The 13,264-nt window shown below is 70.3% G+C and carries 11 protein-coding genes; 8 read left to right on the top strand and 3 right to left on the bottom strand.

The genetic code is table 11. The features are described 5' to 3' along the window. Positions 1 to 351 precede the first annotated feature (351 nt). Complete coding sequence (locus tag ABZ664_RS31460) at positions 352 to 1,581, bottom strand: DUF349 domain-containing protein (protein ID WP_362517794.1); 1,230 nt, start codon at positions 1,579 to 1,581, stop codon at positions 352 to 354. A gap of 65 nt (positions 1,582 to 1,646) precedes the next feature. Continuing rightward, the gene (locus ABZ664_RS31455) at positions 1,647 to 2,504 is read right to left on the bottom strand and encodes a peptidylprolyl isomerase (RefSeq protein WP_362517791.1); all 858 of its coding nucleotides are present in this window, start codon (positions 2,502 to 2,504) and stop codon (positions 1,647 to 1,649) included. 147 nt (positions 2,505 to 2,651) lie between these two features. On the opposite strand from ABZ664_RS31455, the gene ABZ664_RS31450 reads away from it, so the two are divergent. The 3 genes from ABZ664_RS31450 to aspS are packed head-to-tail and all read left to right on the top strand — an operon-like array spanning position 2,652 to position 6,382. After that, positions 2,652 to 3,380: an MBL fold metallo-hydrolase gene (locus tag ABZ664_RS31450; protein WP_362517788.1), complete on the top strand. Its 729-nt coding sequence runs from the start codon at positions 2,652 to 2,654 to the stop codon at positions 3,378 to 3,380. A 3-nt stretch (positions 3,381 to 3,383) separates the two neighbouring features. Then, positions 3,384 to 4,649, top strand: a complete 1,266-nt coding sequence (hisS, locus tag ABZ664_RS31445) for a histidine--tRNA ligase (protein WP_362517785.1) — start codon at positions 3,384 to 3,386, stop codon at positions 4,647 to 4,649. Beyond that, the gene (aspS, locus tag ABZ664_RS31440; RefSeq protein ID WP_362517782.1) at positions 4,646 to 6,382 is read left to right on the top strand and encodes an aspartate--tRNA ligase; all 1,737 of its coding nucleotides are present in this window, start codon (positions 4,646 to 4,648) and stop codon (positions 6,380 to 6,382) included. The genes hisS and aspS overlap by 4 nt, the downstream gene beginning before the upstream one ends. Positions 6,383 to 6,797: 415 nt before the next feature. Here the strand turns inward: aspS and ABZ664_RS31435 are convergent, their stop codons facing one another. Continuing rightward, positions 6,798 to 7,688 (bottom strand): peptidylprolyl isomerase, encoded by an 891-nt coding sequence (locus tag ABZ664_RS31435; RefSeq protein WP_362517780.1) that lies wholly within the window; start codon positions 7,686 to 7,688, stop codon positions 6,798 to 6,800. A 200-nt stretch (positions 7,689 to 7,888) separates the two neighbouring features. Here ABZ664_RS31435 and ABZ664_RS31430 point away from each other — a divergent pair, with 200 nt between their 5' ends. The 5 genes from ABZ664_RS31430 (at position 7,889) to alaS (ending at position 13,212) form a co-directional block, all read left to right on the top strand. Beyond that, entirely contained in the window at positions 7,889 to 8,347 is a 459-nt protein-coding gene (locus tag ABZ664_RS31430; RefSeq protein ID WP_362517777.1) for a DUF2231 domain-containing protein, read from the top strand. Between the two features lie 108 nt (positions 8,348 to 8,455). Continuing rightward, positions 8,456 to 9,766, top strand: a complete 1,311-nt coding sequence (locus ABZ664_RS31425) for a replication-associated recombination protein A (RefSeq protein ID WP_362517773.1) — start codon at positions 8,456 to 8,458, stop codon at positions 9,764 to 9,766. Positions 9,767 to 9,897: 131 nt separating this feature from the next. After that, the gene (locus ABZ664_RS31420) at positions 9,898 to 10,290 is read left to right on the top strand and encodes a DUF948 domain-containing protein (protein WP_362517770.1); all 393 of its coding nucleotides are present in this window, start codon (positions 9,898 to 9,900) and stop codon (positions 10,288 to 10,290) included. Then, complete coding sequence (locus tag ABZ664_RS31415) at positions 10,287 to 10,541, top strand: hypothetical protein (protein ID WP_362517767.1); 255 nt, start codon at positions 10,287 to 10,289, stop codon at positions 10,539 to 10,541. Before ABZ664_RS31420 ends, ABZ664_RS31415 begins: the two co-directional genes overlap by 4 nt. Before the next feature lies 1 nt (position 10,542). Beyond that, a complete protein-coding gene (gene alaS / locus ABZ664_RS31410) occupies positions 10,543 to 13,212 on the top strand; it encodes an alanine--tRNA ligase (protein ID WP_362517764.1) in 2,670 nt (889 codons plus the stop codon). The last annotated feature ends 52 nt before the right edge of the window (positions 13,213 to 13,264 follow it).

Below are 13,264 nucleotides of genomic sequence, written 5' to 3'. Positions count from 1 at the left end.
CCCTGTCTCCTCTCGGATCGCCTCATGAGGTGGGGGCAGATTCCCCACGCGCGCCGCCTCGTGGGATATGGCCTGAAAAGGGGCGCCTGCGGCGCCCCAGGCGGCCTCACGGGGCATGGGATCCGAGAACCGGGCAACAGGCCCGCTTTGTCCCTTGCGGCCCTCTCAGGCCGCCTCATGGAGTGTGGCCGCAGACTCGACGACTCCGGTCCCTCGAAACCGTCTCGTCCGTCTTACGGCCGGCTCGGCGTGCCCCGCCCGCCACAGGCGGCGGGGCCGCGGGGAGCACTCCCTGGTGGGAGTGCTCCCCGCGGCCCCGTGGGACGCGTCAGCCGGTGAGGGCGCCGGGTGTCAGGAGAACTCGGCGAGCGTGCGCTCCGCCTCCGTCAGCCAGGAACGGCGGGCGGCCAGAGCCTCCTCGGCGTCCTTGACGTCCTTGTCCTTACCCGCGTCCCTCGCCTTGACCAGACGGCTCTCCAGCTGCGCGATCGACTTGCGCAGCTGGTCGACCGTGTTCTGGGCACGAGCCCTTGCCTCGGGGTTGGAGCGCTTCCACTCCGTCTCCTCGGCCTTGCGGACCGCCTCGTCGATCTTGCGCAGGCCACCCTCCAGGCGGTCACGCTGCTCGCGCGGAACCGGGCCCGCGGCCTCCCAGCGCTCCAGGAGGTTGCGCAGGGCGCCCCGGGCGGCGCGGGCGTCGGTGACCGGAAGGATCTTCTCCGCCTCGACCAGGAGCTGCTCCTTGATCTCGGCGTTGGCCGCCAGCGAGGCGTCGCGTTCGGCGAAGACGGCCGAACGCGCCTGGAAGAACTGGTCCTGGGCACCCTTGAAGCGGCCCCAGAGCTCGTCCTCGACCTCGCGGGAGGCCCTGCCCGCGCTCTTCCACTCCTGCATCAGCTCTCGGTAGGCCGACGCGGTGGCGCCCCAGTCGGTGGACGAGGCCAGTGTCTCGGCCTCGGCCACGATGCGCTCCTTGGTGGAACGCACGCCCTCGCGCTGCTCGTCCAGCCCCGCGAAGTATGCCTTGCGCCGCTTGGCGAAGGCCGTGCGGGCCGCCGACAGGCGCTTCCACAACGCCGCCTCGGTCACCCGGTCGATGCGTTCGGCGGCCTTCCACTCCTCGATCAGCTGGCGCAGCCGCTCACCACCGGTCTTCCAGTGGGTCGTGTCCTCGGCGATGCGCTCGGCCTCGGCGACGATCCGTTCCTTGATGCCCTTGGCCTCGGCCCTGGCCACGTCGCGAGCCGCCTTGACCTCCTCACGGCGCTGGGCGACCAGCTCCGTGAGGGCGTTGAGGCGGCTCAGCAGCGCGTCGAGGTCGCCGACCGCGTGCGCGTCGGTGATCGCCTCTCGGAGCTTGACGATCGTCGCCTCGGCCTGGGCGGGTGGCAGGTCGGTGCCACGAACCCGCTGTTCCAGCAGGGCGACCTGCCCGGCCAGCTCGTCGAACTTGCGATGGAAGTAGGCAAGCGCCTCTTCCGGTTCGCCGGCCTTCCAGGACCCGACGGCCCGCTCTCCCTCAGCCGTACGTACGTAGACGGTGCCGTCGTCGTCTACCCGGCCCCACGGGTCGGTGCTCACCGTGTCCTCCCGCACTTTCATCAGCCTTTCGGGACTTACCGCCCCTTGTATGTATTACGTCAGCTCTAGCTGGACATTGTCACGTCTTTGATTTCCACGGTTTCCTTGGGCGCCCCCGTGCCGTCGGGGCCCGGGGTGATGACACCCGCCTTGTTCACCTTGTCCAGAATCTCCAGACCCTTGGTGACCGTACCGAACGGTGTGTAGTCCGGGCTCAGCGGGGCGTCACCGAACACGATGAAGAACTGGCTGCCGTTGGTGTCGGGACCGCTGTTGGCCATGGCCACGACGCCGCGCGTGTACTTCGCGCCCTCCAGGTTCTCGTTCACGAAACGGTAGCCGGGACCACCCTGGCCGTCGGTCTGGCTCTTGCCGTCGGCCTTGGCCAGCGGGTCGCCGCACTGCAGCATCGGGAACTGGTCGGAACCCAGCCGGTGGCACTTGGAACCTTCGAAATACTTCTTCTTCGCAAGGAAGGCGAAGGAGTTGACCGTGCACGGTGTCTTTTCCGCCGACACCTCGATGACGATGTCGCCCTGGCTGGTCTTGAGGGTCATCGTCTTGGGCGTCAGGTCGGCCTTCTCCGGGGGCAGGCCCACGTTCTTGGCCGGACCGCCGCCGGCGTCCGCGACGTAGCCGCAGGTGCCGCTGGCCGGGTCGAAGGCCTTCGGTTGCGCTCCCGCGGCCTCCGACGTGGCCGGGGAGGCGTTGTCCGACGGGGCCGGGTCGGTGGTCGCGGCCGTCGTGTCGGAGCCCCCGAACAGGGTCGTCGCGGCGATCACGCCCGCCACCACGACCACACCGGCCACGGTGCTGCCGATGATCGCGTTGCGCTTGGCCTTGGCCTCGCGTTCGACGCGTCGCTGCGTCTGACGCTCGTAGTGCTCGCGCGCCAACTGCTTCTGGCGCTCCTTGCCGCTCACCGCTTCGCCCTCCCGAGTGCCGAGTAGTACTTAATGAGGTGGGCGAATCGTATCGGCCAATGGGTAATGGTTCGCAGCCCGCCGACCCGCACCGGTACCCTTCGGTTACATTCCCATCCGCATTCTTGACGAGATCAGCTGAGGCAGATGCTCATCGCCGGCTTTCCCGCAGGGTCCTTCCAGACCAACTGTTACGTCGTCGCTCCCGCCGCGGGCGAGGAGTGCGTGGTCGTCGATCCCGGTCAGAACGCCGTCGGCGCCCTCGACGACCTGCTGCGCGAGCACAGGCTCAAACCGGTCGCGGTGCTGGTCACCCACGGGCACATCGACCACATGTGGTCGGTCGCCCCGGTCTGCGGCGCGCGTGACGTTCCCGCGTGGATCCACCCGGAGGACCGCGAGCTGCTCTCCGACCCCGGCAAGGGGTTGTCGCTCTCGACGAAGCAGCAGCTGTTCGGGGGGCTCACCTTCACCGAGCCCGACGACGTGCGCGAGCTCGCCGACGGCGAAGTGCTGCGGCTCGCCGGCCTGGAGCTCACCGTCGACCACACTCCCGGCCATACCAGGGGGTCGGTGACGTTCAGGCTGCCCAGCACCGAGGAGATCCCGGACGTGCTGTTCTCGGGCGACCTGCTGTTCGCCGGCTCCATCGGCCGCACAGATCTCCCGGGCGGCGACTACCCCACCATCCTGCGCAGCCTGGCGGCCAAGTGCCTGCCGCTGCCGGAGGACACGGTGGTCCTGCCCGGCCACGGACCACAGACCACGATCGGTCACGAGCGTGCCACCAACCCGTATCTCGCGGAGGCGAGGGCGGCCGCGGGCGCGGACTCCGCGTCCTCCGGGCACGACCGCGGCCCCGGCAGGGGACTTTAGACAATGACTTTGCAGGCGCCCAAGGGCACCTTCGACTGGCTTCCGCCACGCTCCGAGCGGGCGCTCGCCGTGCGCGAGGCGCTCACCGAGCCCGCACGCCGGGCGGGTTACGGCTACATCGAGACCCCGGTCTTCGAGGACACCGCGCTGTTCGTCCGCGGTGTCGGCGAGTCGACCGACATCGTCTCCAAGGAGATGTACACCTTCGAGGACAAGGGCGGGCGCTCCATCACGCTGCGCCCCGAGGGCACCGCGTCGGTGGTGCGGGCGGTCCTCCAGCACGGCCTGCACAACGGGCAGCTGCCGGTGAAGCTCTGGTACTCGGGCAGCCAGTTCCGCTACGAGCGGGCGCAGAAGGGCCGCTACCGCCACTTCTGGCAGGTCGGCGCCGAGGCGCTGGGCTCGGAGGATCCGGCGCTCGACGCCGAGCTGATCCTGCTGGCCGTCGACGGCTACGCCGCCCTGGGACTCACCGGGGTCCGGCTGCTGATCAACACGCTGGGCGACAAGGAGTGCCGTCCCGTGTACCGGGCCGCACTCCAGGACTTCCTGCGTGGCCTCGACCTCGACGAGCCCACCCGGCAGCGGATCGAGATCAACCCGTTGCGCGTGCTCGACGACAAGCGCCCCGAGGTGCAGGCCCGGCTGGCCGGGGCGCCGCTGGTCGTCGACCACCTGTGTGAGGCGTGCAAGGCGTACCACGAGGAGGTCCGCTCGCTGCTGACCGCCTCGGGCGTGGCCTACACCGACGATCCCCGGCTGGTCCGCGGCCTCGACTACTACACGCGCACCACGTTCGAGTTCGTCCACGACGGGCTTGGCTCGCAGTCCGCGGTCGGGGGCGGGGGCCGCTACGACGGGCTGAGCGAGATGCTCGGCGGACCCGCCCTGCCCAGCGTCGGCTGGGCGCTGGGCGTCGACCGCACGGTGATGGCGATGGAGGCCGAGGGCCTGTTCGGGGACGAGAGCGCCGAGGCACGCGTGCGGGTGTACGGTGTGCCGCTGGGCGAGGAGGCGCGCCGCCGGATGTTCCTGCTCGTCACCGAGCTGCGCCGGGCGGGCCTGGCCGCCGACATGTCGTTCGGCGGCAAGGGCGTCAAGGGCGCGATGAAGGGCGCCGACCGCTCGGGGGCCGGCTACGCGGTGATCCTCGGCGATCGAGACATCGCCGAGGGGACCGCGCAGGTCAAGGACCTGGCCAGCGGAGACCAGACCGCCGTACCGCTCGCTGAGATCGTCACGATGTTGAAGGAGAGACTGGACAAATGATCCGCACGCACGAAGCGGGGTCACTGCGCGAGGAGCACGCCGGGCAGCGGGTGACGCTCGCCGGGTGGGTGGCGCGACGCCGCGACCACGGCGGCGTGGTCTTCATCGACCTGCGTGACGCCTCGGGTTCGGCCCAGGTGGTCTTCCGCGAGGAGGACGACGCCCACGGCCTGCGCGCCGAATACTGCGTCAAGGTCGTCGGAGAGGTGCGGGTCCGCCCCGAGGGCAACGAGAACCCCGAGCTGCCGACCGGTGCGATCGAGGTCGTCGCCTCCGAGGTCGAGGTGCTCAGCGAGTCCGCGCCGCTGCCGTTCCCCATCGAGGGCACCACGGGCATTTCGGAGGAGGCGCGGCTGAAGTACCGCTACCTCGACATCCGCCGCCAGCAGGTCGCGCACGCCATGCGCATTCGCTCCCGGGCCACCTACCTCGCCCACGAGGTGATGAACGAGCAGGGGTTCACCTACGTCGAGACCCCGACGCTGACCCGCTCGACCCCGGAGGGCGCCCGCGACTTCCTGGTCCCGGTCCGGCTCCAGCCGGGCAGCTGGTACGCCCTGCCCCAGTCGCCCCAGCTGTTCAAGCAGCTTCTGCAGGTCGCCGGTCTTGAGCGCTACTACCAGCTCGCCAAGTGCTACCGCGACGAGGACCTGCGCGCCGACCGGCAGCCGGAGTTCACCCAGATCGACGTTGAGATGTCCTTCGTGGACCAGGACGACGTGATCGCCCTGGGCGAGCGGCTCATCGGCCGCATCTGGAAGGAGACGGTCGGCTACGACCTGCCGACCCCCCTGCCCCGGATGACCTACCGGGAGGCGATGGCGCGCTACGGCTCCGACAAGCCGGACCTGCGCTTCGGCCAGGAGCTCGTCGAGATGACGGACTTCTTCGCGGACACCACCTTCCGCGTGTTCCAGGCGCCGTACGTGGGCGCCGTGGTCATGCCCGGCGGTGCCTCGCAGACCCGCAAGGAGCTGGACGCCTGGCAGGAGTGGGCCAAGTCACGCGGAGCCAGGGGTCTGGCCTACGTGCTGGTGGGCGAGGACGGCGCGCTCGGCGGGCCGGTCGCCAAGAACCTGTCGGAGACCGAGGCATCCGGCCTGGCCGCGAAGGTCGGCGCGGAGCACGGTGACGCGATCTTCTTCGCGGCCGGCACGGCCTCCGCCTCCCGCGACCTGCTCGGCGCGGCCCGCCTGGAGATCGGCCGTCGCTGCGGCCTGATCGACGAGTCGGCCTGGAACTTCCTGTGGATCGTCGACGCCCCCATGTTCGAGGAGGACGGCGAGGGCGGCTGGACCGCGGTCCATCACCCCTTCACCGGTCCCAAGCCCGAGTGGGCCGACACCTTCCAGGACCACCCCGGCGAGGCCCTGGCCTACGCCTACGACATGGTCTGCAACGGGATGGAGATCGGCGGCGGCTCGATCCGTATCCACCGGGCCGAGATGCAGCAGCGCGTCTTCGACGTGCTGGGCATCTCCAAGGAGGACGCGGAGAGCAAGTTCGGCTTCCTGCTGGAGGCGTTCAAGTACGGCCCGCCGCCGCACGGCGGCATCGCCTACGGCTGGGACCGGATCTGCATGCTTCTGGCGGGCACCGACTCCATCCGCGACGTCATCGCCTTCCCGAAGACGGCCTCCGGGTTCGACCCGCTGACCGGCGCGCCCACCCCGATCACGGTGGAGCAGCGCAAGGAGGCTGGCGTCGACGGAAAGCCCAAGACCGGCGCCTGATTCGGATGTGACGAGGCCCCCGGACGGGTGTTCCGGGGGCCTTTGTCGTGGTGCTGTCGTGGTGCTGTCGTGGCGCGCCCGGCATGGGCGGGCCCGGGGTGCCGGTCCTCGGCGAAAGAGGTGATGTGAGAGAGGACCTCACCCTCCTCGATTCCCGGACCGGCGATCGTCGAGGAGGTCGTCCTGTGCGTCCCTCACAGGCATCCTGGGCGGCCGATGGCGTTTTTCCGCCCTAGGGGGTGAGAGAGGGGCGCGATCCGCGTACGGTCGCGCTGAGGCCTGTGCGAGCCGCATGCCGCCCGTGTTCGCGGGCAGAGGCGGCAGGGCCGGGGCCACGACCGCCGGGACGCGAGGACGCCCCGGCGGTCGTCCGACCGCCGGGGCGTCCTGTGGCGGCGATGCGCCGCGAGTCCGGCTAGGAGAGCCGCACGCTCTTGATGATCACCGGGATCTTGGGGGCGTTGGAACCACCGTCACCGGTGATGTCGTCGGGGTTGGTGATCCACCCGCCCTTGGCGATCTCGTCGAGGATCTCCATGCCCTGGGAGACGACTCCGAAGGGCGTGTAGGCCTTCTCCACCTGCTCGGTGTCGTCCCCCAGCGAGATCCAGAACTGGCTGCCGTTCTCGTTGACGGCGTCCATCGCCTGGGCCACCGCGACCGTGCCCTTGGCGTAGGAGACCTCACCGTCGAGGTTCTCGCTGTCGTAGACGTACCCCGAGCTGCCCTGGCCGTCGGTGGGGTTCTTCCCGTCGGCCTTGGCCTGCGGGTCGCCGCACTGCAGCAGGCTCACGCCGGAGTTCTCCGGGGTGGCCAGACGGTGGCACTTGGTGTTGTCGAAGAAGCGCTTCTTGGCCAGGAAGGCGAAGGAGTTGACCGTGCAGGGGGCCTGCTGGGTCGCCAGGTCGATCACGACGTTGCCGTGGTTGGTGGCGATCGTCATGGTCTTCAGCTTCAGGTTCGGCCTGGCCGGCGGCATGCCCACGTTCTTCATCGGGCTGCCGCTGGTGTCCTTGCGGTAGGTGCACCTCGTGTTGGCCGGAGCGGCCGTGGGGGTCGGCTCGGGCGTCGCGGCGGGTGTCTCCGAAGGAGACGGCGAACCGGTGGCGGCGGCGTTGACCTTCGGGTCGTCACCGTCGTCCCCCAGAAGGGTCACCCCGGCGAACAATCCTCCCGCGACGACGACCACCGCGGCGACCGCTCCGATGACGACGTTGCGCTTCGACGTGGTCGCCTGCGCAGCACGCTTCGCCTGCCGCTCTTTGTGTTCCCGAGCCAGCTGGCTCTGGCGGTCCTCGGCGCTCACCGCTATGTCCTCCAAGATTGCTGATCCATGGTTATGGGCTGGCGAAAAGAGTACCGGCCCCAAGATGTGCTGGACGTAAGTGGTGGAATTCATCAGAGGGGGACGGAGGGAAAGAGGGGACCTCTTCACGCTCTCCATAACCCGCTCATGGTGGGATCCGTACCTGCAGATGATGAACCACGCACCACCGGAGCGCCCCCATGTTCGACGAGATCCTCGGCCTGCCTCTTCATCCCCTGGTCGTTCACGCGGCAGTGGTCTTGACACCGCTCCTCGCGGTGCTCGCCACCGTGTACGCGCTGGCGCCCCGCACGCGGCCCGTGCTCACCTGGGCGGTGGTCGGACTCGCCCCGGTCGTGCCGGTGAGCGTCTTCGTGGCGCGAGAGAGCGGGGAGGCGCTGGAGGAGAGCCGTTTCGCCTCCGCGGGGGGACGGCTCGCCGAGCTCATCACCGAACACGCGAACTTCAGCGTCCCGCTGCTGCTCGTCTCCCTCGCCCTCGGGGGGGCCTCGGCCGCTCTCGTCCACGTCACGCGCCGCGACAGGTTCGGACGCACGGCCGAATTGGCGCTCTCGGCGCTGACCGTGGTCCTGGCCGTCGTGGCGATCTACTACGTGGTACGGAGCGGGCACACCGGGGCCGTCGCGGTCTGGAGCTGAGCCGGCCGGGGCCGCGATGTCGCATGACGGCGCATGACGCCGAGGGGGGCCGGCGTCCCGCCGCCCGCGAGGGCCGAGGCCCCGCCAGGCGGCGGTACTGTCTCAGACGTGGACAGCCTGTTCGACTCGGCGGCGGAGGAGGCCCATCGCGGCCAGGAGCCCCTGGCGGTGCGAATGCGCCCCCGGAGCCTGGACGAGGTGATCGGCCAGCGGCACCTGCTGGGCCCCGGCACGCCGCTGCGCCGCCTCGTCGAGGCCGAGGCGCCCATGTCGCTGTTCCTCTGGGGCCCTCCGGGGACCGGCAAGACCACCCTCGCCTACGTGGTGGCGGGTGTCACCAAGCGCCGCTTCGTGGAGGTCTCCGCGGTCTCGGCGGGTGTCAAGGAGGTCCGCGCGGCCATCGAGCAGGCCCGGCGCGAGCTGGGCATGTCCGGCCGCCAGACCGTCCTGTTCGTCGACGAGGTGCACCGCTTCAACAAGGCGCAGCAGGACGCCCTGCTGCCCGCCGTGGAGAACCGCTGGGTCACCTTCATCGGCGCCACCACCGAGAACCCCTTCTTCTCCGTCATCTCGCCCCTGCTGTCGCGCTCGCTGCTGCTCACCCTGGAGTCACTGTCGGAGGACGACATCCGGGTGGTGCTGGAGCGCGCGGTCACCGACCCGCGCGGCCTGGACGCGAGGGCGAGCCTCGCACCCGAGGCCGCCGAGCACCTGGTGCGGCTCGCCGGCGGCGACGCCCGCAGGTCGCTCACCTACCTGGAGGCCGCCGCGCTGATCGCCGACGGCGAGATCACCGTCGAGGTGGTGGAGCGGGCGGTGGACAAGGCGGCCGTGCGCTACGACCGCCAGGGCGACCAGCACTACGACGTGATCAGCGGTTTCATCAAGAGCATGCGGGGCTCCGACGCCGACGCCGCGCTGCACTACCTCGCCCGGATGATCGAGGCGGGGGAGGACCCCCGGTTCATCGCCCGCAGGATCGTCGTCTTCGCCTCGGAGGACGTCGGCATGGCCGACCCCACCTGCCTGCAGATCGCGGTGGCCGCCGCTCAGGCGGTGGAGTTCGTCGGCCTGCCCGAGGGACGCCTCAACCTGGCCCAGGCCGTCGTCCACTGCGCGCTGGCCCCCAAGTCCAACGCGGTGATCAACGCCATCGGCGCGGCCTCCGAGGACGTACGGCGAGGCGACATCGGCCACGTACCCAACCATCTGCGCGACTCCCACTACGCGGGGGCCAAGCAGCTCGGCCACGGCAGGGGCTACAGATACCCCCACGAGTTCGAGCACGGCCTGGTACGCCAGGAATACGCTCCCGAGGAGCTCAGGGACCGGCGCTACTACCAGCCCACCCGTCACGGTGCCGAGGCGGGCTTCGCCGACCGCTGGTCCAGGATTCGGGCCTTCCTCCGCGGGGAGTAGCCCCCCGCGAGGGTCACCTCCGGAGCGCGCGGTGAGCGGGGATGAGCGATGTCGGGCACGATAGGGTTTCGCCAATCCGCCCGACCATGGCCGGGGTCACCTATGAACCAGTGAGGGGAGCGGGTCCGCACATGCTTACCGCAGGAGAGGTCGCGGGGCTGATCGCCGCGATGGCCTGGGCGATCCTGGTGTCCTTCATGGCCGTCGTCATGGTCAGGCTGGCCCGGCTGCTCACCGAGACCACCAAGATGGTCTCCCAGCTGGGCGACCGTGTCGTGCCGCTGCTGGAGGACGTCTCGGCCGCGGTCGGCGAGACCAACCGGCAGCTGGTCGCGATCGAGGCCATCACCAAGGACGTCAAGCAGGTCAGCGGGCACGTGGCCAAGGTCAGCGACGTCACCCAGAACCTGGTCACCGGACCGATGATCAAGGTCGCGGCCCTCACCCACGGTGTCCGCAGGGCCCTGGGCGCCCGCAGGCGCGCCAGGCTCGCCACGCCGGCGTTGGAGAGGCGCCCGCGATGATCCGCAGGTTGTTCTACATGGGGCTGGGCGCGTTCGGCGCGGTGTGGGTCATGCGTAAGCTTCAGGCACTGCACCCGAACCACCTGGCCCGGCGGGCCGTGCACAACGCCACCGGCGCCCTGGGCCAGGCACGTGACCTCGCGGGGGAGGCCCTGCGAGGCGCGGCCGAGCGGGAAATCGAGTTGCGTTCCAGGTTCGGGCTCGACAGCGTGGAAAACTCCTATCACTCCAACGTAAAGGATGGCCGCTGACATGGAGTCGGCAGAGATCGCCCGCCGCTTCCTGCGCTTCTTCGAGGAGCGTGGGCACACCGTCGTGCCCTCGGCCAGCCTCATCGCCGAGGACCCGACACTGCTTCTGGTCAACGCGGGCATGGTGCCCTTCAAGCCCTACTTCCTGGGCCAGCAGAAGCCGCCCTACAGGCGGGCCGCCAGCGCGCAGAAGGTCGTGCGGACCCTCGACATCGACGAGGTCGGCAAGACGACCAGGCACGCCAGCTTCTTCCAGATGCTCGGCAACTTCTCCTTCGGCGACTACTTCAAGGACCAGGCGATCCCGTTCGCCTGGGAGCTGCTGACCAGGCCCGAGTCCGAGGGCGGGTTCGGCTTCCCCGAGGACCGCCTCTGGGCCACCGTCTACCTCGACGACGACGAGGCCGCCGACATCTGGCGCAAGGTGGGGGTACCGCAGGAGCGCATCCAGCGCCGCGACCTCGCCGACAACTACTGGCACATGGGCGTGCCCGGCCCCGGCGGCCCGTGCAGCGAGATCTACTACGACCGCGGTCCCGAGTACGGGCGCGAGGGCGGTCCGATCGCCGACGAGAACCGCTACCTCGAGGTGTGGAACAACGTCTTCATGCAGTACCAGCTCAGCGCGGTCCGAAGCAAGATCGACTTCGACATCGCCGGTGAGCTGCCCGCCAAGAGCGTCGACACGGGCATGGGCCTGGAGCGCATGGCGGCGATCCTGCAGGGCGTCGACAACATCTACGAGATCGACACCACGTACAAGATCCTCGACCGGGCCGCCGACCTCACCAAGACCCGCTACGGCCGCGACGAGCGCGCCGACGTGTCACTGCGAGTGGTCGCCGACCACGTCAGGACCGGCGTGATGCTCGTCGCCGACGGGGTGCTGCCCTCCAACGAGGGCAGAGGCTACGTGCTGCGCCGCATCCTGCGCCGCGCCATCCGCAACCTGCGCCTGCTCGGTGCGGGCGAGGAGCGCTACATGCACGAGCTCACCGCCGTGACCGTCGACGTGATGGGCGAGCAGTACGCCGAGCTCAGGGCCGACGCCCCGCAGATCCACGGCGTCATCGACGCCGAGGAGGCGTCCTTCCTCGGCACGCTCCGCACCGGCACCGCGATCTTCGACGTGGCGGCCGAGGAGACCAAGCGCAAGGGGCGGGCCACGCTCGCGGCCGACCAGGCCTTCCAGCTCCACGACACCTACGGCTTCCCGATCGACCTCACCCTGGAGATGGCCTCCGAGCAGGGGCTGCAGGTCGACGAGGAGGGCTTCCGCCGCTTGATGAAGGAGCAGCGCGACCGCGCCAAGGCCGACGCCGCCTCCAAGAAGACCGGCAACGCCGACATCTCGATCTTCGGCACGCTCCTGGAGAAGACGGGCAAGGTCGAGTTCCTGGGCTACGACCACGTGACGGCCGAGGCCGAGGTCGTCGGCCTCCTCGTCGACGGCGTCTCCGTGCCCGCGGCGGGCACGGGCACGGCGGTCGAGGTCGTGCTGAACCGCACCCCCTTCTACGCCGAGGGCGGCGGCCAGCTGTCCGACCAGGGTGTCATCCGCACCGGTGGGGCCGAGGTGGAGATCGTGGATGTGCAGTCCCCGGTCTCCGGCGTCGTCGTGCACCGGGGCAAGGTCCGCTCAGGAGAGATCCGGGTGGGCGACCAGGCCCAGGCGGAGATCGACGTCGAGCGGCGCCGGGCCATCTCCCGCAGCCACACCGCCACCCACCTGGTGCACCGCGGCTTCCGCAACGCGCTGGGCGAGACCGCGGCGCAGGCCGGCTCGGAGAACTCCCCCGGCCGCTTCCGCTTCGACTTCACCGCCGCGGGCGCGGTGCCGCCCAGTGTGCTGCGCGACGTCGAGGACGAGGTCAACGCCGTTCTCATCAACGACCTGCGGGTCAACGCCTTCCACACCTCCCAGGCGGAGGCCCGCGCGATGGGCGCGCTCGCCCTGTTCGGAGAGAAGTACGGCGACACCGTCCGCATCGTCGAGGTCGGCGAATACTCCCGCGAGCTCTGCGGCGGCACCCACGTCGCCAGCTCCGGGCAGCTGGGCCTGGTCAAGGTGCTGGGCGAGGCCTCGATCGGCGCGGGTGTGCGCCGGGTGGAGGCCCTGGTCGGCCTCGACGCGTTCCGCTTCCTGGCCAGGGAGAGCGTGCTCGTCGCCCAGCTGTCCGAGCAGCTCAAGGCCCGCAGGGAGGAGCTGCCCGAGCGCATCGAGGGCATCGTCACCCGGCTGCGCGCCGCGGAGAAGGAGCTGGGCGCGCTGCGCTCGGCCCAGGTGCTCGCCGGTGCGGGGGAGATGGCGGAAAAGGCCCGCGATCTGCACGGAGTGTCCGTCGTGACGCACCGCGCGCCTGATGGCACCTCCCCCGACGACCTGCGTAAGCTCGCGCTTGACGTGCGTGGCCGGATCCCGGGCGATCGCGCCGCGGTGGTCGTCGTCGCCGGTGTCCCCGGTGACCGGCCGGTCGTGGTGGCCGCGGTCAACGAGGCGGGGCGCGGCCGGGGCCTGAAGGCGGGCCGCCTGGTCGGTGTCGCCGCGAAGGCGCTCGGAGGTGGCGGTGGCGGCAAGGACGACGTCGCGCAGGGCGGCGGTGTGCGTCCCGAGGCGATCGGCGAGGCGCTCGCCGCCGTCGAGCAGGCGATCGCGCAGACGCTCACCTGACGACGAACGACGCCCTCGCGCCGTGTCCGGCACCGGGGTGGGGACGGAAACG

Source organism: Streptosporangium sp. NPDC006930, from assembly GCF_040635605.1.
GTDB lineage: Bacteria > Actinomycetota > Actinomycetes > Streptosporangiales > Streptosporangiaceae > Streptosporangium.
Note: the sequence above shows the minus strand (reverse complement) of the source record. Positions and strands in the feature narration are given on the sequence as shown.